Below are 26,292 nucleotides of genomic sequence, written 5' to 3'. Positions count from 1 at the left end.
TTAACTGGCAGCAGCAAGTACTCTGGGCTGGTACAAGTCCAACTCTACGGATACGCGTTGACCAGTTTGCAGGATCATGGGGGTATTCACTATCAAGTGGTGCCCCTCGTAGTCTACCGTATAGCGGCAGCTGTCGCCCATGAACTGCTGTTCCAGAATAATCCCATCACCGTCTTCGGTCGGTGCCAGCTTTAGGTTCTGTGGCCTGACAAGCCACTCAACATGCCTGCCTTCGCCAAATGTGACGGCTTTTGCCAGATCAACACAGCCAAAGGGTGTCAGTAAGCCATCCTGCCCGATAGTGGCCGGCAAATAAGACCCCGCCCCCAGAAAATCAGCGACAAAACGGCTACAAGGTTGATAGTAAAGCTCCGCTGCGGTACCAAACTGTTCTATCACGCCATTGTGCATCACTGCCAGCTTGTCCGCGAAAGCAAAGGCTTCCTCCCGGCTATGAGTCACAAAGATAGCCGTTACCCCCTGCGCCTTGAAGATTCGTCGTATTTCCCGAATCAGCCCATGGCGAACCTGAGTGTCGATATTCGAAAACGGTTCATCCAGCAATATCAGATCAGGCTCGCAAGCCAGAGCCCGCGCAATCGCAACACGCTGTTGCTGACCGCCAGATAGCTGGTGCGGATAACGCTGGCCAAGGTTTTCCAGCCTGACCAGCGACAGCATTTCTTCCACTTTGGTCTGCGCATTGTTTTTTTCCCAGTCTCGCAGGCCAAAGGCTATATTTTCCGCCACAGTCAGATGGGGGAACAGCGCATAATCCTGGAAGATCATCCCTATATTGCGATTCTCCGGCGGCACCCAGCTCACTTTATCCACCACAGTACGGCCATTAATCCGCAACTCACCCTGCTCTTGCGGTAATAAGCCGGCAATGGCTTTAAGCAGGGTTGTTTTCCCGCAGCCGCTAGCTCCTAACAAACAGATGATTTCATTGTCTTCCACCACCAGAGACAGATTTTCCAGTACAGCATGACCGTTATAACGACAGGTCAGATTATGGACAGATAACGCATGACTCATCAGTGTGATTGCTCCAATGAACGGTTTACAACAACCAAAGGCACCAAGCCGACAAGCACCAGCAGAATGGCTGGCATTGCGGCCAGCTCCAGCTGCTCATCAGAGGCATAGTTGAAGACATAGGTTGCCAGAGTTTCAAAGTTAAATGGCCGCAGTAACAGCGCGGCGTTCAGCTCCTTCATTGACTCGATGAAGACCAGCAGACCCGCTATCAGGCAGCCCCGCCGGATGAGCGGCAAATGTACACGCCTCAGCATAGACATGGGCGCGCACCCCATGGTCTTGGCAGCCATGTCCAGTGACGGAGGTATTTTGGCCAGGCTGCTTTCAATACTGCCAACGGCTACTGCACCAAAACGCACCACAAAGGCAAAAATCATCGCAAACACAGAGCCGGAGAAAAAGAGTCCGGGCCGTCCCCATCCCATGAACTGAGTGAAGTCATTAAGCCAGTGATCGGCTGTGGTCAGTGGGATCATCACGCCGATTGCCAGCACAGTACCCGGCACGGCATAGCCCATCACACTTAAACGCATCGGCGCGATACTGGTACGGCGGCCATCCAGACGATGATAAAAATTAACCAGCAGTGCGACAGCAACAGCCAGTAAAGCAGCACTCACAGCAACCATCAGGCTGTTCATGCTGAACTGTCTGAACTCAGAGTTCCAGCTCTGGGCAAAATACTGCCAGGCATAATAGAGCAGCTGCAGCAGCGGCAGGATGAAAGCCAGTCCAATCAGCCCCCAACACCAGCTCAGTGCCAGCACCTTCTTCCAGCCGGACAAACGGTAACGGACATCTTCATTCGGCTCACTGTGCTGCTGAAACAGTTTTTGCCGGCGACGACTGAATCGCTCTGCGCTGATCAGCAAAAAAATAGCCAGCAGCATCATGGCTGAAATTTTTGCCGCCGCGTTAAGATTGGAATAGCCCAGCCAGGTGTCGTATACCGCTGTTGTCAGCGAATGGACGGCAAAGTAACTGACAGTGCCGAAATCGCCCAGGGTTTCCATAGCAATCAAAGACAGGCCGACGGCAATGGAAGGCCGAGCCAGAGGCAAAGAAATGCGCCGGAAGCTTTCCAGCGGCGAACAGCGCAGCAAACGCGCAGATTGCAGTAAACTGGCACTCTGCTCCATAAAAGCCGTGCGGGCCAGCAGGTAGATATAAGGATATAGCACCAAAGCCAGTACCAGACACGCACCGCCTAAGGTTCGGATATCCGGAAACCAGTAATCCTGATAACTCTGCCAGCCAAACCAATCGCGCAGCAGAATTTGTACCGGTCCGGCATAGTCGAACCAGTCAGTGTAGATGTAGCCTATGATGTAACCCGGCATCGCCAGTGGCAGTACTAAGGCCCATTGCAGCCACTTTTCACCGGGCAGCCGGCACATGGCCATAAACCAGGCGGCGGGCAAGCCAAACAAAGCCGCCAGTAACGCGGTGCCGGTGACCAGCACCAGTGTATTGAGGGTATAGGTCCCCATCACTGTGCTCATCAGGTGCGCAAACACCTGATCCGATTCCCCCAGTGCCGTATAGAAAATGGCTAAAATGGGTAAAACCAGTAAAACACCAAACGTCCAGCCGCTGGTTTTCCAAATAGGGTATCTGTCTTTCATTGCCGACAACTTAGTATCCTTGAGCTGACACGAGAGAAGCCTTGCCCAACGAAGGGGCAACACATGCGTCCAAGCGGTTCGCGAAAAAAAACGCCCCCAAAGATACCAGACAATCGATAAAAAGGGGCCTACCGACCCCTGTTTTTCTTCTACTTACAGATCAAACTGTACTTCATCGAGCAATTTGGTTGCTGCATTGTGATAATCGGCGATCTTTTCCAGAGGCAGAGTATCAGCACTGAAATCTCCCCAGGACGCCACCAGCTCAGAGCGCTCGACACCCGCTTTAACCGGGTATTCAAAGTTCACATCAGCGTACATGTGCTGAGCTTTGTCTGATGTCAGGAATTCCATCAGTTTCTGAGCATTGGCTTTATTAGGCGCATGCTTAGCCATCGCCATACCACTGATATTGACATGGGTACCGTTAGCCTGCTGACCCGGGAAATTGATGTAAACCGCTTCTGCCCACGCTTTCTGGTTTTCATCGCTTAACATTTTACCCAGATAGTAACTATTGCCGATTGCCAGATCACACAGGCCTTCTTTAACCGCTTTCACCTGGCCTCGGTCGTTACCCTGAGGTTTGCGAGCCAGGTTCGCTTTTACCCCTTCAAGCCAGGTTTTGGTTTCTGCTTCCCCGTAATGCGCAATCATCGAAGAAACCAGAGAAATATTGTAAGGGTGCTTACCTGAACGGGTGCAGATTTTGCCTTTCCACTCAGGTTTCGCCAGATCCAGATAATCAAAACTCGCTGGCAGACGGCCGACACGCTCCCTGGACGAGTACACACTGCGGGTACGTAACGTCAAGCCAAACCACTCATCGTCAGAGTCGCGGTACTGAGCCGGGACATTCTTGTCGATCACTTCACTGTCAACGGCCTGAACCAGGCCTTTATCACTCAATTCTGCCAGACGGCTGATGTCAACGGTCAGAATCACATCGGCCGGGCTGTATTCGCCTTCCTGAGCCAGTTTTTCAGCAATGCCATCTTTGGCAAATTTTACGTTGACCTTAATGCCAGTTTCATCTGTGAATTCTTTCAGCATCGGCTCAATTAAAAACGACTGGCGCAGAGAGTAGACGTTGACTTCTTCGGCAGCCAGAACCATTTGAGGTGCCGACAACCCCAGTAATACAGCAGAAGCTAACAGTTTTTTCATTGAGCATTCCCTTAATACAAAAATGAATGATAACGTTTATCAGTATCGCTCAATTATACTGTAGCTGCTTCAGTCAACAATGTGTTGAAACAAATGAACACAAAAAAACGCTGCCTGCTGGCAGCGTTTTTGATAATTATGTGAATTAGCTCAACTTTAAAGCAATTACTTCACGCTGACAAACTCAGGGTAAGCATCTATGCCACAGTCGTGTAAATCCATACCGGCCATTTCTTCCTCTTCGCTGACACGGATCCCCATGGTAGCTTTCAGGATGGCCCATACGGCCAGACTCGCACCAAATACCCAGGCGAAGATAACAACCGCACCCAGTAACTGAGCACCAAAGCTGGCACCTGTGTTGCTGAACGGTACCACCATCAGGCCGAAGAAACCGCACACGCCGTGCACTGAAATCGCACCGACAGGATCATCGATTTTCAGCTTGTCCAGACCGATGATACTAAAGACAACCAGTGCACCGGCAATCACACCGATAATAACCGCTGACATAGGTGATGGAGACAGCGGATCAGCGGTGATCGCCACCAGGCCCGCCAGTGCACCATTGAGAATCATGGTCAAATCAGCTTTACCCCAGGTGGTTTTACACACTGCCAGTGCGGCGATAGCACCTGCAGCCGCTGCTGCATTGGTGTTGAGGAAGATTTTACCCACAGCCGTCGCATTCTCGAAGTCGGAAATCATCAGTTGCGAACCGCCGTTGAAACCGAACCAGCCAAACCACAGGATAAAAGTACCCAGGGTCGCCAGCGGCATGTTTGAACCGGGAATTGGCAGGATTTCTCCATTTTTGCCGTATTTGCCTTTACGGGCTCCCAGCAGCAACACACCAGCCAGTGCCGCAGACGCACCCGCCATATGCACAATTCCTGAGCCGGCAAAGTCACTAAAGCCAGCAGCTGACAGGAAGCCGCCGCCCCAAGTCCAGTAGCCTTCAACCGGGTAGATAACAGCTGTCAGAACGACTGAGAATACCAGGAATGCCCACAACTTCATGCGTTCGGCCACAGCCCCTGAGACCACAGACATGGCTGTCGCGACAAAGACCACCTGGAAGAAGAAGTCAGATTCCAGCGAGTGGTCAGCCCCTTCCGCCTGAGTACCGAATAAGGTACCAAATGAAGGTAGCCAGCCACCTTCGCCGTTATCCACATACATGATGTTATAACCCACAATCAGGTACATGGTGCAGGCAATGGCGTACAGACAAAAGTTTTTAGTTAAAATTTCTGTGGTGTTTTTTGAGCGCACCAGACCGGCTTCCAGCATGGCAAAACCCGCTGCCATCCACATGACCAGGGCGCCTGAGATCAGGAAAAAGAATGTGTCGAGCGCGTAACGCAGCTCTGTCACCGTTGTTGATAATTCCATGGTTGTCGTCCTCTTATCACATCTCGTTGTTATAATGCTTCTGCGTCTGTCTCACCGGTACGGATACGTACCGCATGGTCCAGATCGTAAACAAAAATCTTACCGTCACCGATTTTGCCGGTGTGTGCTGCCTTGGTAATCGCCTCAAGAATGATTTCCAGGTTCTCCGCCTGAGTGGCAATTTCCAGCTTGACCTTAGGCAGAAAATCAACCTGGTATTCCGCACCGCGGTACAGTTCAGTGTGCCCTTTCTGACGGCCAAATCCCTTGACCTCAGAAACGGTCATCCCCTCAACCCCAACGTCCGCCAGCGCTTCACGCACATCATCCAACTTAAAAGGTTTGATTATTGCATTGATGAGTTTCATTAACCTTGCTCCTTAAACCTGTGCATCCCTAACATACACAGATTAATAAACAAGCTTCGTGCCAACTTTAAAAAGCCTTAATAAACATTAACTTAATTAATAAACATAAAAATTGCACAAAAAAACCGCACCATAGTGGTGCGGTTAATTCCCCGAAAAGAAGCAAAGCAGGAATTTACACTGAATCTGACGCCTATCGTCCGCGAGTGAATGCACGCCAAGCATGCAAGACTTGCTCAAGATCCTCAAATCCACACAAGGAAACCGCTTCATCGTCATAATGGCTCATGTCTTCATCAAGCTGCTCTTCATCTTGAAAAAACAAATAATTAGCCTGAACAATGGCTTCGTTATCCTCCAGGATCAGTGTCATTTCTTCCCCGCTTAACCGCCACTCGCTCGTCGTACCCTTTAATGCACCAAGTTGATTCAGGATCAAGGCTATCTTTGCCTCATCAGCCTGCACTTCTTCCACCAGCCAGCGGCCAAGCGCTTCATGTCCCATAGAAAAAACCACATGATAGCTGCCATCCAGCATGTTTTTCTTAAATTCGTAGTCCATACCTGCCCTTTATTATTGTGATTAGTGATTGGTGTCTGCCGTCAGGCGCCATCTTACTTAACTATTGTCCGCATACTGCATTCAGTGAAGGAAGACGGAATAATTCCGCCGCGCACCTTGTCAGGAACCCGGTAAAAATGCAACCTGAAGCCGCTATGAACTGCCTATAAGGCGTGTGTGGGAAGTCTCACAACCTTGCCGAGCCACAGGCTTAGAAGGCACACGGCGAAACGTAGCGCAACACAAAAGACATAAGGATAAAAAGATAAAAAAAAGACAGGGAGCCACTGGCTCCCTGTCTTATTCACGAGTATCTATTCTGGTCGGGTATGATTACACCGCAGCCTGGATAATCACTTCATCCGCACGCTTAGTGTACTGACCCATACGGTGGAAGTTCAGATAACGGTAAGTATCTGCTGCCGTTGCATTAATCTGCTTGGCGTACTCCATGTACTCTTCCACAGTCGGGATACGACCCAGGATAGCACCCACCGCTGCCAGCTCAGCTGAAGAAAGGTACACATTGGCACCTGTCCCCAGACGGTTCGGGAAGTTACGGGTAGAGGTCGACATCACAGTTGCTTTATCAGCCACACGCGCCTGGTTACCCATACACAGCGAACATCCCGGCGTTTCAATACGAACACCGGCACGACCGAAGATACCGTAATAACCTTCCTCAGTCAGTTGATCACGGTCCATCTTAGTGGGTGGTGCCACCCACAAACGCGTGTTCAGCTGGCCACCAAATTTATCCAGCAGCTTACCGGCGGCACGGAAATGGCCGATGTTAGTCATACAGGAACCGATGAAGACCTCGTCGATTTCCGTACCCTGCACATCAGACAGCAGGCGTGCATCGTCCGGATCGTTAGGCGCACACAGAATTGGCTCTTTGATCTCAGCCAGATCGATTTCGATCACGTGAGCATATTCGGCGTCTTTGTCTGCTTCCATCAGAGACGGATTATCCAGCCATTCCTGCATCGCAGTAATACGGCGTTCAATAGTACGACGATCACCATAACCTTCGGCGATCATCCACTTCAGCATCACAATGTTGGATTCCAGATACTCAGCCACAGACTCCTGCGACAGTTTTACTGTACAACCCGCCGCACTGCGCTCCGCCGAGGCATCAGACAGCTCAAAAGCCTGCTCAACCGTCAGGTGCTCAACACCTTCAATTTCCAGCACGCGGCCGGAGAATTCGTTGATCTTACCGGCTTTCTCTACGGTCAGCAGACCATGTTTGATACCGTAGTAAGGGATGGCATGCACCAGATCACGCAGCGTGATACCTTCTTGCATTTCGCCCTTAAAGCGCACCAGGATAGACTCTGGCATATCCAGCGGCATCACACCGGTTGCCGCAGCGAACGCCACCAGACCAGAACCGGCCGGGAACGAAATTCCCAGAGGGAAACGGGTGTGCGAGTCACCGCCGGTACCGACAGTATCAGGCAGCAGCATGCGGTTCAGCCAGGAGTGGATCACACCGTCGCCAGGACGCAGCGAGACACCGCCACGGTTCATGATGAAGTCAGGCAGCGTATGGTGGGTGTTGACATCAACTGGCTTAGGATAAGCCGAGGTGTGACAGAATGACTGCATGGTCAGCTCAGCAGAGAAGCCCAGGCAGGCCAAGTCTTTCAGCTCATCACGGGTCATAGGACCTGTGGTGTCCTGAGAGCCCACTGTGGTCATCTTAGGCTCACAGTAGGTGCCCGGACGGATACCTTCAACGCCACAGGCTTTACCAACCATTTTCTGAGCCAGGGTAAACCCTTTACCAGAATCTGCCACTGGCTGCGGGCGACGGAATACCGTCGACGCTTCCAGGCCCAGACACTCACGGGCACGGTCAGTCAGACCACGGCCGATGATCAGCGGAATACGGCCGCCGGCACGCACTTCATCAATCAGCACGTCGGTTTTCAGCGAGAAGGTAGAGACCACTTCATCACTGCCGTGACGACGCACTTCACCTTTGAATGGGTAAACGTCGATCACATCACCCATGTTCAGCGCCGTCACATCCACTTCAATCGGCAGTGCACCGGCATCTTCCATAGTATTAAAGAAGATAGGCGCAATCTTACCGCCCAGCACATAACCGCCAGCGCGCTTATTGGGGACATTCGGAATATCATCGCCCATGAACCAGAGTACGGAGTTAGTCGCCGATTTACGGGATGAACCCGTACCGACCACATCACCGACGTAAACCAGCTGATGCCCTTTCTCTTTCAGGGCTTCAATTTGTTTCACCGGGCCAACTGAACCGGCTTGATCCGGTTCAATGCCGTCACGTTCATTTTTCAGCATCGCCAGCGCGTGCAGAGGAATATCCGGACGAGACCAGGCATCAGGCGCCGGCGACAGGTCATCGGTATTGGTTTCACCGGTGACTTTAAAAACAGTCAGGGTAATTTTTTCAGCCAGTTCAGGCTTAGACAGGAACCACTCGGCATCCGCCCAGGATTGCAGCACTTGCTTGGCGAATTCATTGCCGGCTTTTGCTTTTTCTTCGACATCATAGAAAGCATCGAACATCAGCAGCGTATGAGACAGGGCTTTCACCGCAATCTGTGCCAGTTCGGCATTGTCTAACAGGCTGATCAGGGGCTCAATGTTATAACCACCTTGCATGGTGCCCAGCAGTTCAGCCGCTTTTTCTTTGCTGACAATGGGAGAAGTCGCTTCACCTGTGGTAATCGCGGCCAGAAAGCCCGCTTTCACGTATGCAGCTTCATCAACACCTGGCGGGATGCGGTTTTCCAGCAGGTCGACCAGGAAGGCTTCTTCGCCTGCAGGTGGATTTTTCAGAAGTTCAACCAGAGCAGCAGTTTGCTCGGCATCCAGAGGCTTAGGGACAATCCCTTCAGCAGCACGCTCTTCGACGTGTTTACGGTAGGCTTCAAGCACGACATATTCCTCATTTTTCGGTTTAGCCAACCGGCTAAACATCCTTGGAAGTGATTGCCCTCTCCGGTTATCACGCACGCATTATGCTTGACTTGATTCAGACCTTTTTGACGTGCAGGAGAGACCAAAACCGGTTACGGAGCATACCATTTTTAACTAAACATTAAAATCAGGCGGACTTTTACAACATTCACAAAACAGGAAAAATCCCAGTATTACAGGGCTCCTCCAAAAAACAGATAGAAAGAACTTAAATCTTCTTCCGTCCTGCCATAAGCCAGAATGAATGGCCCAAATGGCGTAGTAATACCAGTGAATATGCTACCTGCATAGTATCCCGGTATTTCTGAGACAGAAAGATTGGGATTATTGAACACGCCGCCCCATTCGACAGAGCCCCCCAGATACACCGCTGAGTTAAACAGGCCAAAGTCGTTATCCAGCAGATGGTATCGGTACACCAGGGCAGAAAATACTTTATTGTTACCCGACAAACTGTTTTTCGGTATGCCGGATAGATTCAGGAAACCACCCAGCTCTTTGGGATCTAGCCGTAAATCCTCATCGGAATGCACGTTGCCGTATTCCGCCTTGCCCATCAAGGTATGGCGGCCAAAAGTGTACGCTCCCTTCCAGCCCAAATCGAAATGCAAAGATGTGTCTGCACTGTGCTCACCCTGAAAACGCACACTGTCATCCGAAGAGGCAATCTCGGCGAGAAAAAAGTGGCCGTTGTTCGGCAGGGTGAAATCGTCCAGGGTATCAAGGTTGTACCTCAGATAAAGACGCCGGCTGCTGCGATCCTGATCGCCCAAATTCAGAATACCGGGAAATTGTGTCTCTCCGTTGCCAAACAGATAACCCAGCCTGAACTCTTGCCAAAGGGCAGGCTGCCACCCCAGTGAGCTGTCGATACTCACATCAATGAAGCGCGCAGCGAGAAAATCATCAATGTTCTTCAGGCTCGGTTCTTCCCCCGAAACAGCGACATGGGTATTGGTTACATCGTAGTCGATACCCATCACGGCGAACCATTCCTGATCGCTGGTAAAAGGCACATACAGTTCACTGGCGATACGCTTATCAGAGCCATATTCGAGCTCGTTGCGCCATTCAGCCCCTTTCTCTGACAGACCGGTCGCCGTTAACCCCAACCCAATGGAGAAGTCGGTATTATTGGCAAAATCATCTTCTAAGGCGAAGCGCATGTCGATAAAGTTGGGCCCCCAGCTCTTGGCCTTCACTTCAAAGATCAATATATGGCGATTGCCTAAACGCTCAAACCTGTAATCTACCCGTTCAAACCTGTCCAGCGCATACAGATCGCGCACACTTTGCTCCAGCTGCTCGGTATTTACCTTCATGCCGGGTTTCAGTTGCAGCCGCTCTAACAAGACTTCATCGGCATAAGGACTGTTGTTGAGCAATTCAATTTCGTCGATCCGGCCTTCTTCCAAAAATTCCAGCTCGCGCCGGGCAGTCTGTTTGTAATCAATATATGTCTGATAAATACTGGCGTTGCCGAGTTCTGACAGCTGGAAGCGCACAGCCTGAACACTGTGATAACCGCTGTCAAAGGCTTCCGGCATGCGGTGAAAGTCTGTGGTGCTGATGCCCCTGACATCAGGACGCAGCAACAGGTCGGTATCGGACAACTGTGCTTCCTGCCGGGCAGAATTATCCCGCACCATAAAATCGGTCAGCTGATCCATGACCACCAGGTAGTCGCTCAGCTCATCGGCAGTTTTGAAATCGTTACTGATATCAACCGCGATCACCAGATCGGCGCCCATCTCCTTCACCACAGAGATGGGCAGATTATTAGTGATGCCGCCATCCACCAGCAATTTACCTTCCAGCATCACAGGCGGCAGCAAACCGGGAACAGACATACTCGCCTGCATCGCCTCAGCCAGATCGCCACCGGACAACACAACGGGTTTAAGATTTTCAATATCAGTGGCAACCGCACGGTATGGTACAGGCAAGGCATCAAAGCTGGCCATCCAGGGCAAATTGCCGGATGTGGTACGCAGTATCTCGCCCATGGTTTGTCCCTGTACAAACCCTTTCGGCACTTTGATCTCCCAGAATTTAAACCCCAGATCCATGACTATCTGGAACCTGTCCTCTTGCTGCTTTTCACGAACCCGCCGCTCACTGCGCTGCACCCTGTCTTCATAACCCGACTCCCAGTCCACGGTATTGAGGATGGCTTCAACCTCATCGGCGCTCATTCCCGATGCATACAAGCCCCCGACATAAGCGCCCATGCTGGTCCCCACAATGTAATCCACCGGGATCTGCAGCTCTTCCAGCGCCTTCAGCACCCCGACATGGGCCGCCCCTTTGGCACCGCCACCGCCGAGGACAAGTCCGACCTTCAGGCGATCAGCATTTTTTTGCTCCGCTTTCACTAAAGCTGAAGTAAATACGGCCGATATCACAATAAATAATGCAAAAAAACGAAACATCCCTTTAAAAACACCATGTTGATCACTGAGCCGATGTGGGTGACACCGGCTAAAAAAAACAATTAATTCGCACACTTATACCGCAGAAATCCCGGTAGCAACAGAGAATTGATGCATGAACCTCAAGCAGCTTTCCATCAGGCAAAAACTTACACTGGCAATGAGCATAGCCGTCATTGCCTCAAGCGCATTAGTCAGTTACCTCAGTCTCAGCACCTCGCAGGACATTATTCAGTCGCGACTGCTCAGCAATGAACTGCCTACCCGGCTGGCCCAGTTCAGCGGACAAGTGGAATCAGAAGTCAGGCTGCTGCAAAACGCCACTGAACAGCTGGCAAACAATACGGCCATGCTAAACCTGCTGGCGCAGCCTGTCAGCGCCGCCGACGAACAGCAGCTTATTGACCAGCTCAACAGCCTCAAGCGCCAGTATGGTCTGAACGATGCCTCTATTGCCAACCGGGAAACCGGGGATTACTGGAACCAGAACGGATTCCTGCGCCGCCTGAATCGTACTCAGGATAGCTGGTTCTACAACTTCCGTGATAGCAACAAGTCAAGAATGACCCAGGTGTTCAGGGAAGCGAACGGTGAGCTGAAACTTTTTGTCAATTACCAGCAGCTGAACGGCACAGGAATGTCCGGCTTTTCCCGCTCATTCAATGATATGGCTAATCTGCTCTCGCAGTTCAAACTGGAGCAAACCGGCTTTGTGGTACTGACGGATGCACGCGGCGTGGTGCAGCTTGATCCGAACAACCGCAACCCGGAAAAAACGCCTTTTACCGATCGCTTTGGTTCCGACAGCCGGGTGTTACTGGAAAAGAGCCCTTTCAATCTGTTTACCGCCCATTACCAGGGTCAGAAGCTGCTGCTGGCTTCCAGCTATATTCCGGCGATGGACTGGTTTGTGATTGCTCAGGTGCCTGAACAAGAAGTGTTTGCCCAGTTAAATGAGACCCGCAATTATGTGATGCTTCTGGCTGTCCTGACCACCCTGGCATTTATTGGCCTGGCGGTATACCTGAGCCAGACCATCACCCGGCCGATCCGCCAGGCCGCTGATACCTTCCGCGAACTGGGCGAAGGTGATGGCGATCTGAGCCGACGCATTCCTGTGTCAGGTAAAGACGAAATTGCTGAACTGGCCAATGGTTTCAATGCCTTTGCCAGCAAGATCCATGCACTGGTTGTCGACGTCGCTGCCACGGGCACAGAGCTCCGTGAGGCCGCCGAGCAAGTCTCTGCTCAGGCACAAGCCACACTGGATCACAGCCAGAATCAGCGTGATCGTACCCTGCAGGTGGTCACAGCCATTAATCAGATGGGCGCCACCGTCAATGAAATTGCCGGTAATGCGGCTTATGCGGCGGAATCCGCTTCGCAGGCCACCTCGGCCACCAGCAATGGTCAGCAAGTGGTCCAGAGCGCCCAGGACAGCATTGAACAGTTGGCCGGCGATATGCACAACATGGCAAAAGTGGTCACGACACTGGCAGATAATACCGTCGCCATTGGCGGTATTCTGGAAGTGATTCGCGGCGTCTCCGAGCAGACCAACCTGCTGGCACTCAATGCCGCGATTGAAGCTGCGCGGGCCGGCGAACAAGGACGGGGCTTTGCCGTGGTCGCCGACGAGGTACGTAACCTGGCCAGCCGCACTGCGGCCTCAACCGATGAAATCCAGACCATGATTAACCGCCTGCAGCAGGAAGCGCAACACGCCGTCCAGGCGATGCAGAACAGCCAGCAATTAACCGAAGCCGGCACCCAGGCCGCTGATGATGCCACCAAAGCACTGCTGCTCATCAACGATCAGATCCTGCAGATTTCCGATCTAAACACCCAGGTCGCCACCGCAACCGAGGAGCAGTCCACCGTTGTGTCTGATATCAACATCAATATCGAAGATATCAACGAGAATACCCAGCGTACCTCAGACACGGCGAATGAGATGGTCACGTCCAGTCAGAATCTGCACGCTTTGTCGCTCCGTCTGGAGCGTATGGTCAGCAGCTTTAAACAGTAATCAGATCTGCATGCCTTCAAGCGCCGTGTCCAGAACACTCCCTTCTCACCTCCCCCTCTACGAGGGGGAGAAACAAAAACAGCGAGCCTGAATTCCTTTTCCTGGCGTTTCCCTCTACGAGGAGGGAGGAACCGAATGCCATTACTCTGGTTCGAAACGTAAAAAAGCGCCTCAAGGGCGCTTTTTTCATGCAGTCAGAAAAGGTAAAAAATTACTTTTTCTTCTTCGCTTTGGCGTTTGGCAGGTCAGTGATCGAACCTTCGAACACTTCCGCAGCCAGACCCACAGACTCGTGCAGAGTCGGGTGAGCATGGATAGTCAGTGCGATGTCTTCGGCATCACAGCCCATCTCGATTGCCAGACCGATTTCGCCCAGCAGTTCACCGCCGTTAGTACCTACGATAGCACCACCGATAACACGGTTAGTGTCTTTGTCGAAGATCATCTTGGTCATGCCGTCAGCACAGTCAGACGCGATCGCACGGCCAGAAGCGGCCCATGGGAAAGTAGCAACTTCGTAGTTGATGCCTTCTGCTTTCGCTTCTTTCTCTGTCTTACCCACCCAGGCAACTTCAGGCTCAGTATAAGCAATTGAAGGAATCACTTTCGGGTCGAAGTAATGCTTCTTACCGGCAATCACTTCTGCCGCTACGTGACCTTCGTGCACACCTTTGTGTGCCAGCATTGGCTGACCCACCACATCGCCAATCGCGAAGATGTGTGGCACGTTGGTACGCATTTGCTTGTCGGTGTTGATGAAACCACGCTCATCAACCGCCACGCCCGCTTTCTCAGCGTCGATCAGCTTACCGTTTGGTGTACGGCCGATCGCCACCAGAACCGCGTCGTAACGAACAGGCTCAGCCGGTGCTTTCTTGCCTTCCATTGACACGTAAATGCCGTCTTCCTTCGCTTCAACCGCAGTCACTTTGGTCTCCAGCATCAGGTTGAACTTCTTGCTGATACGCTTGGTGAAGACTTTGATGATGTCTTTGTCTGCCGCAGGGATCACCTGATCAAACATTTCAACGACGTCGATCTGAGAGCCCAGTGCGTCATACACAGTACCCATTTCCAGACCAATGATACCGCCGCCCATGACCAGCAGTTTTTCTGGTACTTCTTTCAGTTCCAGCGCGTCTGTTGAGTCCCAGATACGCGGATCTTCATGTGGGATGAAAGGCAGTTCAATCGGACGGGAACCGGCTGCGATGATAGCGTTGTCAAATTTCACCGTAGTGGCTTCTTCGCCTTCTACAACGATAGTGTTCGGATCGGTAAATTTACCGTAGCCGTTCACGACAGTCACTTTACGCATTTTCGCCATACCACCCAGACCACCGGTCAGTTGGTTGATGACTTTATCTTTCCAGATGCGGATCTTGTTGATATCGGTTTGTGGCTCACCAAATACCACGCCGTGATCGGCCATGGCTTTAGCTTCTTCGATGACTTTCGCCACGTGCAGCAGTGCTTTCGATGGGATACAACCCACGTTCAGACACACGCCACCAAGAGTGCTGTATTTTTCAATCAGAACCGTTTCCAGACCTAAGTCTGCGCAACGGAAAGCGGCAGAGTAACCGGCAGGACCTGAGCCTAGAACTACGACCTGGGCTTTAATTTCTTTACTCATTATTGACCTCGTTGTAAGTCATCTATCCCTAACTGGCTGTAAGGCAGAATGCGTTATTTTTTTATTTTCAGACCGCGCAACAGTTTACAGACCTGTTATCACCCTGAAAAGGAAAATGGCATTCCCTGTGAGCCAGGCAACAATTCCTTGCCCGTTCATACGGGCAAGGAATCTCGGGTCACACCTTTTACAGCACCAGACGACGAATGTCGGACAGCATGCCGTTCAGGTAAGTAATGAAGCGTGCACCTTCAGCACCGTCGATCACACGGTGATCGTAAGACAGTGACAGCGGCAGCATCAGGCGAGGTTCGAAGTCCTTGCCGTTCCATACTGGTTTCATCTCAGACTTAGACACACCCAGGATGCCCACTTCAGGGGCATTCACGATTGGAGTGAATGCCGTACCACCCAGGCCACCCAGGCTTGAGATAGTGAAGCAGCCGCCCTGCATGTCAGCAGCCGTCAGTTTACCGGCACGGGCTTTCTTAGAGACCACCATCAGCTCTTCAGACAGCTCGTAGATGCCTTTCTTGTTCACGTCTTTGAACACAGGCACAACCAGACCGTTTGGTGTATCTACCGCGATACCGATGTTAACGTATTTCTTCAGGATCAGGCTCTCACCGTCGTCAGACAGAGAAGAGTTGAACGCCGGGAAGGCTTCCAGAGACTTGGCAACAGCTTTCATGATGAACACCAGCGGGGTGATCTTCATGCCTGTGTCTTTCTTCGCTTCAATCGCATTCTGCTCTTTACGGAAAGCTTCCAGCGCTGTGATGTCTGCGTCATCCCACTGAGTAACATGCGGGATCATCACCCAGTTACGGTGCAGGTTGGCGCCAGAGATCTTCTTGATGCGAGACAGCGGCTTCACTTCCGTTTCGCCGAACTTGCTGAAATCTACTTTCGGCCAAGGCAGCAGACCCAGTGCCGCACCGTCACCTTTACCGGATGCAGAAGCTGCTGTACCAGACTCAAGGCGTTTCAGCGCGTCTTTCACATAGCTCTGAACGTCTTCTTTCAGAACGCGGTTCTTACGGCCAGTCCCTTTGACTTTCGCCAGGTTCACGCCAAATTCACGTGCCAGACGACGCACAACCGGAGACGCGTGTGCGTACTCGTTGTTTTCAACGAAATCGCCAGTCGCTGCTGGTGCTTCTGCTTTCGCAGCCGGGGCTGCTGCAGGCGCTGCCGCCGGAGCTGGTGCTGCTGCTGCCGGAGCAGGTGCTGCAGCCGGAGCGGCACCAGCCACTTCGAATACCATGATCAGAGAGCCGGTCGAGACTTTGTCGCCGCTCGCGATCTTGATTTCTTTCACTTTACCCGCGAATGGTGCAGGCACTTCCATTGAAGCTTTGTCGCCTTCCACTGTGATCAGAGATTGCTCTTCTTCCACCATGTCGCCAACGGCAACCATGATTTCAGTCACTTCAACTTCGTCACCACCGATATCCGGTACGTTCACTTCTTTGTCAGCCGCCGCGGCTGGTGCTGCTGCCGGAGCAGGAGCTGCTTCAGCCGCTGGAGCCGGTGCTGCTGCACCAGAACCTGCCACTTCAAAGACCATGATCAGAGAACCCGTCGACACTTTGTCACCGGATACGATCTTGATTTCTTTTACCGTGCCCGCGAATGGCGCCGGTACTTCCATCGAAGCCTTGTCGCCTTCAACCGTGATCAGAGACTGCTCTTCTTCAACACTGTCGCCAACCGCCACCATGATTTCAGTGACTTCAACTTCGTCGCCACCGATATCCGGCACGTGAACTTCTTTCAGTTCAGCGGCGGCTGGAGCGGCAGGGGCTGCAGCAGGCGCGGCTTCTGCAGCTGGAGCAGGTGCCGCTTGCGCCGCACCCTCCGCTTCGAAGATCATGATCAAAGAACCGGTAGACACTTTGTCGCCTTCCGCTACTTTGATTTCTTTTACGATACCCGCCTGAGAAGCCGGTACTTCCATGGAAGCCTTGTCGCCTTCAACAGTGATCAGAGATTGCTCTTCTTCCACCTTGTCGCCAACGCTGACCAGGATTTCAGTAACCTCAACCTCATCAGCACCGATGTCAGGTACATTAATTTCGATTGCCATTATTTATTGCCTCTTACGCGAATAGCGGGTTGATCTTGTCGGCATCGATGTTGAATTTCTTGATTGCTTCCGCAACAGCAGATTTCTCAACATCACCACGCTTGGCCAGCTCGTTCAGAGCTGCAACAACCACGTAGCCAGCGTTCACTTCGAAGTGACGACGCAGGTTCTCACGGCTGTCAGAACGGCCAAAGCCATCAGTACCCAGCACTTTATAAGATTCAGCCGGGATGAAGGCACGCACCTGATCCGCATAGTTCTTCATGTAGTCAGTTGCTGCAATGGCAGGTTCAGTACCCATCACTTCCGCGATGTAAGTGACTTTCTGCTCAGCTTCCGGGTGCAGCATGTTGTAACGCTCTGCGTCCTGACCGTCACGGGCCAGTTCGTTGAATGAGGTTACAGAGAAGACGTCAGACGCGATGCCGTAATCGTCGCTCAGGATTTGAGCGGCTTTACGTACTTCAGTCATGATGGTGCCTGAGCTCATCAGCTGAACTTTCGCTTTATCGCCCGCGTAAGTTTCCAGCTTGTAGATACCCTTACGGATACCTTCTTCAGCGCCTTCCGGCATAGCTGGCATTGCGTAGTTTTCGTTCATCAGCGTCAGGTAGTAGAACACATTTTCCTGATCGCCATACATGCGACGGATACCGTCTTGCATGATAACGGCCACTTCGTACGCGAACGTCGGGTCGTAAGAGATACAGTTCGGGATAGTGTTGGCCAGAATGTGGCTGTGACCATCTTCGTGCTGCAGACCTTCACCGTTCAGGGTTGTACGACCGGCTGTTGCACCCAGCAGGAAGCCACGTGCTTGCTGGTCACCCGCCATCCACGCCATGTCGCCAACACGCTGGAAGCCGAACATAGAGTAGTAGATGTAGAAAGGAACCATTGGCAGGTCGTTGGTGCTGTACGAGGTCGCCGCAGCTACCCACGAAGACATAGCGCCCAGCTCGTTAATACCTTCCTGCAGTACCTGACCTGCGGTGTCTTCTTTGTAGTAAGACACAACGCCACGGTCTTCAGGGGTATAAGTCTGACCGCTTGGGTTGTAGATACCGATTTGACGGAACAGGCCTTCCATACCGAAAGTACGCGCTTCGTCAGCAATAATAGGAACGATGTTCTTACCGATGTTCTTGTTCTTCAGCAGCACGTTCAGTGCACGCACAAAGCCCATAGTGGTTGAGATATCACGCTTCTGCTCTTCCAGCAGCGGTTTGAACTCTGCCAGCTCAGGCACAATGAACTCTTGGGTGAAGTTCGGCAGACGCTTAGGTGTGTAACCGTGCAGTGCTTTACGACGAGCGTGCAGGTATTCGTGCTCTTTCGAACCTTCTTCCAGTTTCAGGTAAGGCAGGTTCTTCACGTCATCTTCAGACACCAGATCTTGCAGACCCAGGCGATCGCGCAGGTGCAGAACATGGGTCATGTCCATTTTCTTCACCTGGTGCGCAATGTTCTTACCTTCGGCCGCTTCACCCATGCCGTAACCTTTAACGGTTTTAGCCAGGATAACAGTTGGCTTGCCTTTGGTGTCTTGCGCGTTTTTGAATGCCGCGTACAGTTTTGATGACTCGTGACCGCCACGCTTCAGCGCAAAGATTTCGTCGTCAGTCATGTCAGCAACCAGGGCTGCTGTTTCAGGGTATTTACCGAAGAAGTGCTCACGCACGTAAGCGCCGTCTTTGGATTTGAACGTCTGGTAGTCACCGTCAATGGTTTCGTTCATCAGCTGCAGCAGTTTACCTGTGGTATCTTTTGCCAGCAGAGAATCCCAGTTGTTACCCCAGATTACTTTAACTACGTTCCAGCCTGCACCTTTGAACAGACCTTCCAGTTCCTGGATGATGCTGCCGTTACCCATAACCGGGCCGTCAAGACGCTGCAGGTTACAGTTAACCAGGAAGCACAGGTTGTCCAGTTTCTCACGGGCTGCAAAAGAAATCGCACCGCGTGATTCTGGCTCATCCATCTCGCCATCACCCAGGAATGCATACACACGCTGAGCAGAGGTATCTTTCATACCGCGGCCATTCAGGTACTTCAGGAAACGCGCCTGATAGATAGAGGCGATTGGACCCAGACCCATAGACACGGTTGGGAATTGCCAGAATTCAGGCATCAGTTTAGGGTGCGGATAAGAAGAAATACCTTTACCGTCGACTTCCTGACGGAAGTTATCCAGTTGCTCTTCAGTCAGACGACCTTCAACGAAGGCACGAGAGTAGATACCCGGAGAGATGTGGCCCTGATAGTACACCAGGTCGCCGCCGTCTGTTTCGTTAGCTGCACGGAAGAAGTGGTTAAAGCACACTTCGTAGAAAGCCGCAGAAGATTGGAACGAAGCCATGTGGCCACCCAGTTCCAGATCTTTCTTAGAGGCACGCAGTACGATCATTACGGCGTTCCAGCGGATAATTGCACGGATACGACGTTCCAGAGTGGTATCACCAGGATACGCAGGCTCTTGTGCTGCAGGAATGGTATTGATGTAGTTAGTGGTAATGCCCGTTGGCATGTCTACTCCACCCAGACGCGCTTTTTCCAGCACTTGCTCCAGCAGGTACTGTGCGCGCTCTACACCTTCTTCACGAACGACGGACTCCAGGGCTGCTAGCCATTCTTGAGTCTCCAGTGCGTCCACGTCATGCTTCATGACTTCAGACATGCGATCTATCCTTTCGTTGATATTCTACAAAACCAGGGTTTTATCGCCCCTAACAATGTCGCGACTGTTTGATACCGACCTCGGCTTATATGAGGGAAGTATTAATCCAGCCCGTCCTTGCGTTGTTGAATCCTGCGAAGAGAGCGTTCACGTCTGCTATCTTCAAGCGTTAAATCCAACAATGTTTCCTCGATATAAGCCAAATGTGCATGCGATGCTTCACGCGCCATTTCCGGCTGCCCGGAAACGATCGCATGCACAATATCGGCTCGGTGTTTGCTCACCTTCTCCACCACCTCTGGGCGACGGTTCAGGAGTTCAAAGTTTTGTAATACGTTTTGTTCCAGCAAGGGGGCGAGACTGCGGATGATATGCAGCAGTACCAGATTATGAGCGGATTCGGTCACCGCAATCAGATACTGCATCACAGCGGCAGCTTCAGACTTGAGATCACCCTGTTGCTGGGCTTCCTGTATCCGGCTGTGACAGGCGCGGATACGGTCGAAATCGTCTTCATTGCCGCGAAGAGCGGCATAGTAAGCAGCCAGCCCTTCAAGGGCATGGCGGGATTCGAGTAAATCGAGCTGTGTTTCAGGATGGGCTGCCAGTAAGTCCAGCAGGGGATCAGAAAAGCTTTGCCATAACTGATCCGACACAAAGGTGCCCCCGCCCTGACGACGGGTCAGCAGATGTTTGGCTTCTAAGCGTTGAATCGCTTCGCGTACCGAAGGACGCGAAACGTCAAACTGCCGCGCTAACTCTCGTTCAGGCGGCAGTTGGTCTCCGGGGGACCATATCCCCTCCAGGATCAGTCGCTCAAGTTCTTGCTCTATGACGTCTGAGAGCTTGGCTTGGCGAATACGCTTATAAGTCATTTATTAGTATCTGCTTCTTGTATTTTTTTATCTTACAGTTCGACCCTACGACCGGTTAATTGGTCATACCAATTTAACTATATACAGAAATTTTACAGAAATAATTGAGGATGTCTACCGACAACTTGATTCATGTCATGGTACTTCGAGCAATAAATCCCCGCAATTCGGACCATGAAAGCCAAAAATTATCGCAACTTTAGACCATAATCCCGCATGTTGCGAACAAGATTCCTACAGAAAGTTAATGGTCAGACCAATTTGTTAACATTTTCATCACATACAAAAATGTCACTTTTTGTAAAACAGCTCAAATTTTTTTTAATCACTTAACCCGCTTTTATAACACCGCCAGTCAAAGGCCAGTCCAGGGTCGGTCTTGCGGCCGGGAGCAATAAATTCATGCCCGGTGATGCGGGCGCGGGACAGTTGCGGATAACGGGCTAACAAAATGCGGGTGAGTCGGCGCAGAGCGTCATACTGCTCCGGGGTATATGGCAGGGTATCTGTGCCTTCCAGTTCAATGCCGATAGAAAAATCATTGCATTTCTCTCTGCCGGCAAATTCAGACACACCGGCATGCCAGGCTCTGGCATTGAAAGGCACAAACTGAATCACTTCGCCATCGCGGCGGATCAGGCAATGGGCGGATACCCGTAACTGATGAATTTCCCGAAAATACGGGTGCCCGTCCGGATCCAGTTGTCCGGTAAAAAGCTGCTCTATATAAGGACCGCCAAACTGCCCTGGCGGCAGGCTGATATTGTGTATCACCAGCAAAGAGATATCGGTTTCATCCTGCCGGCGGTCACAGAACGGAGAAGGCACCCGTTTCACTTTGTCCAGCCAGTGTTGGTCGTTAATTCTGAAATTCATGCCTGCTGCCTGTTTGCTTGATTTACCTGACACTAAGGATAAAACCTGTAGACGCTCTCACTCAACCCGAGAATGCCTTCCCCTTGCCAGCATCTCACAGTATGATCGGCTTCATTTCGACAGCCTCAGCCAACACGGTATATAAGTTATGAGCCCTACGGAACAAAAACATGATACGCAGTCTCGCCTGGCCTACCTGCGCCAGCAGCTTCCCGAAGATATCCGCCGCAATGTGGCCGATGCGCTGCGCGAAGATTTGGGCGGCGAGATTGATGCGGCCCGCGACATTACTGCCAGCCTGATCCCGGCGGACAGCCAGGGAACGGCCACCATTATTACCCGTGAATCCGGGGTGTTCTGCGGCCAGCTCTGGGCCGACGAAGTGTTCCGTCAACTGGGTGAGCAAGTAACCATAGACTGGCAGGTCAGCGACGGCGATCCGGTTGAGCCCAATCAGGTGCTGTGCGTGCTGCAGGGCCCGTCGCGTATTCTGCTGACTGGCGAGCGCAATGCAATGAACTTCATCCAGACCTTATCCGGCTGCGCCACTAAGGTGGCACATTACGCCGATCTGCTGGAAGGCACTCCAACCCGTCTGCTCGATACCCGTAAGACCATACCCGGCCTGCGTAACGCACTGAAGTACGCTGTTGCGTGTGGCGGCGGCTTCAACCACCGTATCGGAGTATTCGATGCCTATCTGATCAAAGAAAACCACATCATTGCCTGTGGCGGGATCAGACAAGCCGTTGAGGCGGCCAGGCAGCTCAATCCGGGCAAGCCGGTGGAAGTGGAAACCGAGAGTCTGGATGAACTGAAACAGGCCATTGATGCCGGTGCTGACATCGTGATGCTGGACAACTTCACCACGGATATGATGCGCGCAGCGGTTGCGTTAAATCAGGGACAGGTCGCTCTGGAAGTGTCGGGCAATGTCACCGATGAAACACTGCGCGACTTTGCTGAAACCGGTGTCGATTATATCTCGGTCGGCGCGCTGACCAAGCATGTGCGTGCCATGGACTTGTCAATGCGCTTTAAATAAGCTCAGATGATTCAGAAACAGAAAGGGAGCGCCAGAGCGCTCCCTTTTCTTATTAAGGATGAGTCCCTGTTAGCCGCGGTTCAGGAAAGACACTGCTTTGTCCGGGAAGTCAGTGAATACGCCATCCACTTTCACTTTGTTATAAAACACGTCCAGCATGTCATCAAAGTTATCCGCATAAGGGGCAATACGGCCTTCATCGGCACGGAAGGTGTAGGGGTGAACCACCAGACCGGCAGACTTAGCTTCTTTCATCAGCGGCAGGATGATCAGCTTATCCAGGGTTGATTTATCATCCACCAGCATAGGTTTCCATGGCCCGATACCATCGGCATACTGAGCCACTTTTGCCATGCCGCCTTTTTCAAACATCCAGTCATAGTTGTACGGCGTTGCATCCTTGCCTTGATACACCATGGTCTCGTTCCAGTCGGTGTAGGCCATCAGCTGTACCAGGTTGAGATCCATCTTCATGGCCGGCATCAGTTCATCATTGATGCGTTTGAGTTCAATCGGATCAAAACACTGCACAAAAGCTTTGTCGTCTTTGCTGTCGTAGCCGTAGGCTTTCAGCACTTTCAGTAAGGCCTTGGAGATATCCTTGCCTTCGTGGCGGTGGAACCAGGGGGCTTTGATCTCAGGGTAGATCCCTATGTTGTAACCCAACGTGCTGTTCAGGCCTTGGATCAGCTCAATTTCTTCCGCCAGTGTCGGCACAGTAAAGGACGACTTCCACAACGGGAAACGGTCAGGAAAACCCGCCACCTTGTTGCCGTCTTTATCTATATTAAAGCCTTCGGTCAGACGCAGACCTTGAATTTCAGCCAGGGTAAAATCGATCGCGTAGTAACGGCCGTCGGCACGGGCACGATCAGGATAACGCTCCGCCACGTCTGTCACACGATCAAGATAATGATCATGCAAAACAACCAGTTGGTCGTCTTTGGTCATCACCACGTCTTGCTCGATATAGTCCGGCTTCATGGCATAGGCCATTGCTTTGGCTTCCAGCGTGTGCTCAGGCAGGTAGCCCGACGCGCCACGGTGTGCAATCACCAGCGGATCCGCCAGAGAGAAGGAAGAGTAAGTCAGTGCAGCCAGGGTTAAGCCAATAACGTTCAGTTTCATTTTATTATCCATATGTTGGTACATAGACACCCGAAAAGAGTCAGGCCGTCACAGTTATGAAACGGCCCGAATAATATAAAGATTAAAGCATGAATTTAAGCAAGTGCTTGTTCGCGTGCTTTTTGTTTATGGTGCGCCCGCTCACCGACAAAGGCATACATCAGGAAGATGATGGATGCGATACAAGAGCCCACCAGCACGATGAAACCGCCATCCCAGCCAAAGTGATCCACTGTGTAACCCAGTACCGCATTCGCCGCGACAGCGCCACCCAGGTAACCAAACAGGCCGGTCAGACCCGCCGCTGTGCCCGCCGCTTTTTTCGGCGCCAGTTCAAGCGCATACAGACCAATCAGCATCACAGGACCATAAATCAGGAAACCGATCGCAATCAGTGCCAGCATATCAACAGTTGGATTGCCTGCCGGGTTAAACCAGTAAACCAGTACTGCCACAGTAACCAGCACCATGAACAGAATACCGGCAGGCGCACGGCGCCCTTTGAACAGTTTGTCAGAAATCCAGCCGCACAGCAGCGTGCCCGGAATACCGGCCCACTCATACAGGAAATACGCCCAGGATGATTTATCCACAGTGAATTCCTTGGCTTCTTTCAGGTACACAGGTGCCCAGTCGAGTACGCCGTAACGGATCAGGTACACAAAGGCATTGGCAATCGCGATAGACCACAGCAGCTTGTTAGAAAATACGTACTTAAAGAAAATTTCTTTGGCCGACATCTCATTTTCATGAGACTTGTCGTAATCGTCCGGGTAATCGTTTTTGTATTCTTCAATCGCCGGCAGGCCGCAAGACTGAGGCGTATCACGCACCGTCAGCCAGATGAAAACAGCCACCAGGGCAGCAAAAAAGGCAGGTACATAAAAGGCCGCGCGCCAGTCATCCTGGAAAGCCCATAACCCCAGCAAAAACAGCGGGCCAATCAGGCCGCCGCCCACGTTATGAGCGACATTCCAAACCGAGACAATTTCGCCCCGCTCTTTACGGGACCACCAGTGCACCATAGTCCGGCCGCACGCTGGCCAGCCCATACCCTGGAACCAGCCGTTCAGGAACAGCAGGATAAACATGGCGGTAATGCTGCTCGTTGCCCAGGGCATGAAACCGAAGCAAAACATCACCAGCGACGACATCAGCAGGCCGGCACTTAAGAAATAGCGCGGATCGGAGCGGTCAGACACGCTGCCCATCAGAAACTTCGACAGGCCATAGGAAATAGAGACAGCGGCCAGCGCGACACCCAGATCACCACGGCTAAAGCCCTGCTCAATCAGGTATGGCATCGCCAAACTGAAATTCTTACGTACCAGGTAATAACCTGCATACCCGAAAAAAATTCCAATAAAAAGCTGCCACCGCAGCCGTTTGTAGGTGCTGTCAACCTTGTCTGCCGGTAGCAGAGGCTGATGCGCTTTGGGAGTGAAAATTCCAAACATTCAGAGGGAACCTCGTTGTTATGATTATTGCGATGGTTTTTTAATGAGCGAGTGAGCGTATTCATCAAACCGATGAAAGTAAATCTTTTCGTTTGTGCTCATTTATTATCTGTGATCTGAGTATTGTCTTGATAGACACCCAACAAAAATAGTGGTTTTTAAGTGATTTACTGCAATTGCACTGTGTTTATGCTCATTTCGCACCATGAGCACATTCGAGCAAGTCAGTCTGACTAATGTCAATCCGGCCCTTGATACCGCCTGCCCGACACCGTTTTCTTCGAGCAGCCTCCAGCGATCGGTTGTAAGCCCTGGCAGTTACAGCTAAGGGGTTGAATAGCACCGAGAAACCAAGATTCACTGCTATCCATATGAATAACATGACTTATTTTCATTCGCACAGTTTCTTCAGGCGGATAGCATGATGACCAGACACAGTGGATTTACATTGATTGAATTGATGATAGTGGTGGCTATCATCAGCATACTGGCGGCTTTTGCCATGCCGGCTTATCAGGGATACACCCAGCGTGCCCATGCAACTGAAATGCTGCATGCTTCCTCGGCGATGAAAACCGCGGTCAGTTTATGTCTGATGACAGGGCAAACATCAGGTACCGCCCAGCTGGTCGACTGTCAAAGCGGCAGTAACGGTGTACCTGCCAGACAACTTTTCAGCAAAAGCAACGGTGACAGTTTTGAAATTTTCTCAACAGTGACGGCAAGCCTGTCAGGGACCACACCAACCATCACTGACGGCGCAGCCATAGTAGCGCGTATTCCGGAAGGACAGCGCAAAGGCAGCCTGCCGGCAAATGCGGAAATCCGGTTACAGCCACAGAGCGACGCCCACGGCATTGTCTGGCGCACACTTTGCAGCGGTGATAACCAGTCGCAATTTTGTCCGGGGCAATAAT

The 26,292-nt window shown here is 51.8% G+C and carries 18 protein-coding genes; 3 read left to right on the top strand and 15 right to left on the bottom strand.

The features are described from left to right. The 8 genes from Q4491_RS11695 to Q4491_RS11660 all read right to left on the bottom strand — a co-directional run bounded on the left by Q4491_RS11695 (nucleotide 1) and on the right by Q4491_RS11660 (nucleotide 11,563). Nucleotides 1–1,038 (bottom strand): ABC transporter ATP-binding protein, encoded by a 1,038-nt coding sequence (locus Q4491_RS11695; protein ID WP_303457667.1) that lies wholly within the window; start codon nucleotides 1,036–1,038, stop codon nucleotides 1–3. Further along, on the bottom strand, nucleotides 1,038–2,666 hold the full coding sequence (locus Q4491_RS11690; RefSeq protein ID WP_192015794.1) for an iron ABC transporter permease: 1,629 nt from the start codon (nucleotides 2,664–2,666) through the stop codon (nucleotides 1,038–1,040). Before Q4491_RS11690 ends, Q4491_RS11695 begins: the two co-directional genes overlap by 1 nt. Nucleotides 2,667–2,819: 153 nt before the next feature. Then, nucleotides 2,820–3,833: a Fe(3+) ABC transporter substrate-binding protein gene (locus tag Q4491_RS11685; RefSeq protein WP_192015795.1), complete on the bottom strand. Its 1,014-nt coding sequence runs from the start codon at nucleotides 3,831–3,833 to the stop codon at nucleotides 2,820–2,822. A gap of 165 nt (nucleotides 3,834–3,998) precedes the next feature. Continuing rightward, nucleotides 3,999–5,228, bottom strand: a complete 1,230-nt coding sequence (locus Q4491_RS11680; RefSeq protein ID WP_192015796.1) for an ammonium transporter — start codon at nucleotides 5,226–5,228, stop codon at nucleotides 3,999–4,001. A 29-nt stretch (nucleotides 5,229–5,257) separates the two neighbouring features. Next, nucleotides 5,258–5,596, bottom strand: coding sequence for a P-II family nitrogen regulator (locus tag Q4491_RS11675; protein ID WP_120513354.1), 339 nt, complete (start codon nucleotides 5,594–5,596; stop codon nucleotides 5,258–5,260). A 193-nt stretch (nucleotides 5,597–5,789) separates the two neighbouring features. Next, nucleotides 5,790–6,158, bottom strand: a complete 369-nt coding sequence (locus Q4491_RS11670; RefSeq protein ID WP_192015797.1) for a YacL family protein — start codon at nucleotides 6,156–6,158, stop codon at nucleotides 5,790–5,792. A gap of 333 nt (nucleotides 6,159–6,491) precedes the next feature. Then, nucleotides 6,492–9,089, bottom strand: coding sequence for a bifunctional aconitate hydratase 2/2-methylisocitrate dehydratase (gene acnB, locus Q4491_RS11665; RefSeq protein WP_192015905.1), 2,598 nt, complete (start codon nucleotides 9,087–9,089; stop codon nucleotides 6,492–6,494). A 215-nt stretch (nucleotides 9,090–9,304) separates the two neighbouring features. Continuing rightward, the gene (locus tag Q4491_RS11660) at nucleotides 9,305–11,563 is read right to left on the bottom strand and encodes a patatin-like phospholipase family protein (RefSeq protein ID WP_303457665.1); all 2,259 of its coding nucleotides are present in this window, start codon (nucleotides 11,561–11,563) and stop codon (nucleotides 9,305–9,307) included. Nucleotides 11,564–11,678: 115 nt separating this feature from the next. Between Q4491_RS11660 and Q4491_RS11655 the strand changes: the two genes are divergently transcribed. After that, nucleotides 11,679–13,592: a methyl-accepting chemotaxis protein gene (locus tag Q4491_RS11655; RefSeq protein WP_303457663.1), complete on the top strand. Its 1,914-nt coding sequence runs from the start codon at nucleotides 11,679–11,681 to the stop codon at nucleotides 13,590–13,592. Between the two features lie 211 nt (nucleotides 13,593–13,803). On the opposite strand, the gene lpdA is transcribed toward Q4491_RS11655, so the two are convergent. The 5 genes from lpdA to ampD all read right to left on the bottom strand — a co-directional run bounded on the left by lpdA (nucleotide 13,804) and on the right by ampD (nucleotide 21,745). Then, nucleotides 13,804–15,228: a dihydrolipoyl dehydrogenase gene (gene lpdA, locus Q4491_RS11650; RefSeq protein WP_192015800.1), complete on the bottom strand. Its 1,425-nt coding sequence runs from the start codon at nucleotides 15,226–15,228 to the stop codon at nucleotides 13,804–13,806. A 187-nt stretch (nucleotides 15,229–15,415) separates the two neighbouring features. After that, a complete protein-coding gene (gene aceF / locus Q4491_RS11645) occupies nucleotides 15,416–17,317 on the bottom strand; it encodes a pyruvate dehydrogenase complex dihydrolipoyllysine-residue acetyltransferase (RefSeq protein ID WP_303457660.1) in 1,902 nt (633 codons plus the stop codon). A gap of 13 nt (nucleotides 17,318–17,330) precedes the next feature. Continuing rightward, nucleotides 17,331–19,994, bottom strand: coding sequence for a pyruvate dehydrogenase (acetyl-transferring), homodimeric type (gene aceE, locus Q4491_RS11640; protein WP_192015802.1), 2,664 nt, complete (start codon nucleotides 19,992–19,994; stop codon nucleotides 17,331–17,333). A 101-nt stretch (nucleotides 19,995–20,095) separates the two neighbouring features. Then, nucleotides 20,096–20,869, bottom strand: coding sequence for a pyruvate dehydrogenase complex transcriptional repressor PdhR (gene pdhR, locus Q4491_RS11635; protein ID WP_027253657.1), 774 nt, complete (start codon nucleotides 20,867–20,869; stop codon nucleotides 20,096–20,098). Between the two features lie 321 nt (nucleotides 20,870–21,190). Next, nucleotides 21,191–21,745, bottom strand: coding sequence for a 1,6-anhydro-N-acetylmuramyl-L-alanine amidase AmpD (gene ampD, locus Q4491_RS11630; protein ID WP_192015803.1), 555 nt, complete (start codon nucleotides 21,743–21,745; stop codon nucleotides 21,191–21,193). Between the two features lie 148 nt (nucleotides 21,746–21,893). On the opposite strand from ampD, the gene nadC reads away from it, so the two are divergent. Further along, nucleotides 21,894–22,790: a carboxylating nicotinate-nucleotide diphosphorylase gene (gene nadC / locus Q4491_RS11625; protein WP_218384320.1), complete on the top strand. Its 897-nt coding sequence runs from the start codon at nucleotides 21,894–21,896 to the stop codon at nucleotides 22,788–22,790. Between the two features lie 69 nt (nucleotides 22,791–22,859). Here the strand turns inward: nadC and glpQ are convergent, their stop codons facing one another. Further along, nucleotides 22,860–23,918 (bottom strand): glycerophosphodiester phosphodiesterase, encoded by a 1,059-nt coding sequence (gene glpQ / locus Q4491_RS11620; RefSeq protein WP_303457654.1) that lies wholly within the window; start codon nucleotides 23,916–23,918, stop codon nucleotides 22,860–22,862. Nucleotides 23,919–24,013: 95 nt separating this feature from the next. After that, the gene (gene glpT, locus Q4491_RS11615; protein WP_192015806.1) at nucleotides 24,014–25,375 is read right to left on the bottom strand and encodes a glycerol-3-phosphate transporter; all 1,362 of its coding nucleotides are present in this window, start codon (nucleotides 25,373–25,375) and stop codon (nucleotides 24,014–24,016) included. A gap of 421 nt (nucleotides 25,376–25,796) precedes the next feature. Here glpT and Q4491_RS11610 point away from each other — a divergent pair, with 421 nt between their 5' ends. Further along, nucleotides 25,797–26,291 carry a prepilin-type N-terminal cleavage/methylation domain-containing protein gene (locus Q4491_RS11610; RefSeq protein WP_272872727.1) on the top strand — a complete coding sequence of 165 codons (495 nt, stop codon included), beginning with the start codon at nucleotides 25,797–25,799 and terminating at the stop codon, nucleotides 26,289–26,291. Nucleotide 26,292: the final 1 nt, after the last annotated feature.

The sequence above is a fragment of the Photobacterium sp. 2_MG-2023 genome (assembly GCF_030547675.1).
Taxonomy (GTDB): domain Bacteria; phylum Pseudomonadota; class Gammaproteobacteria; order Enterobacterales; family Vibrionaceae; genus Photobacterium; species Photobacterium arenosum.
The sequence above is the reverse complement of the archived record's forward strand: the minus strand, read 5'-3'. Positions and strand labels throughout refer to the sequence as shown.

Coding starts and splice junctions, on each gene's coding strand:
- Q4491_RS11690 (WP_192015794.1), bottom strand. CDS start 2,666: ATGAAAGACAGATACCCTATTTGGAAAACCAGCGGCTGGACGTTTGGT.
- Q4491_RS11695 (WP_303457667.1), bottom strand. CDS start 1,038: ATGAGTCATGCGTTATCTGTCCATAATCTGACCTGTCGTTATAACGGT.
- Q4491_RS11685 (WP_192015795.1), bottom strand. CDS start 3,833: ATGAAAAAACTGTTAGCTTCTGCTGTATTACTGGGGTTGTCGGCACCT.
- Q4491_RS11675 (WP_120513354.1), bottom strand. CDS start 5,596: ATGAAACTCATCAATGCAATAATCAAACCTTTTAAGTTGGATGATGTG.
- glpQ (WP_303457654.1), bottom strand. CDS start 23,918: ATGAAACTGAACGTTATTGGCTTAACCCTGGCTGCACTGACTTACTCT.
- Q4491_RS11655 (WP_303457663.1), top strand. CDS start 11,679: ATGAACCTCAAGCAGCTTTCCATCAGGCAAAAACTTACACTGGCAATG.
- ampD (WP_192015803.1), bottom strand. CDS start 21,745: ATGAATTTCAGAATTAACGACCAACACTGGCTGGACAAAGTGAAACGG.
- aceE (WP_192015802.1), bottom strand. CDS start 19,994: ATGTCTGAAGTCATGAAGCATGACGTGGACGCACTGGAGACTCAAGAA.
- glpT (WP_192015806.1), bottom strand. CDS start 25,375: ATGTTTGGAATTTTCACTCCCAAAGCGCATCAGCCTCTGCTACCGGCA.
- aceF (WP_303457660.1), bottom strand. CDS start 17,317: ATGGCAATCGAAATTAATGTACCTGACATCGGTGCTGATGAGGTTGAG.
- Q4491_RS11660 (WP_303457665.1), bottom strand. CDS start 11,563: ATGTTTCGTTTTTTTGCATTATTTATTGTGATATCGGCCGTATTTACT.
- lpdA (WP_192015800.1), bottom strand. CDS start 15,228: ATGAGTAAAGAAATTAAAGCCCAGGTCGTAGTTCTAGGCTCAGGTCCT.
- Q4491_RS11680 (WP_192015796.1), bottom strand. CDS start 5,228: ATGGAATTATCAACAACGGTGACAGAGCTGCGTTACGCGCTCGACACA.
- nadC (WP_218384320.1), top strand. CDS start 21,894: ATGAGCCCTACGGAACAAAAACATGATACGCAGTCTCGCCTGGCCTAC.
- Q4491_RS11670 (WP_192015797.1), bottom strand. CDS start 6,158: ATGGACTACGAATTTAAGAAAAACATGCTGGATGGCAGCTATCATGTG.
- Q4491_RS11610 (WP_272872727.1), top strand. CDS start 25,797: ATGATGACCAGACACAGTGGATTTACATTGATTGAATTGATGATAGTG.
- pdhR (WP_027253657.1), bottom strand. CDS start 20,869: ATGACTTATAAGCGTATTCGCCAAGCCAAGCTCTCAGACGTCATAGAG.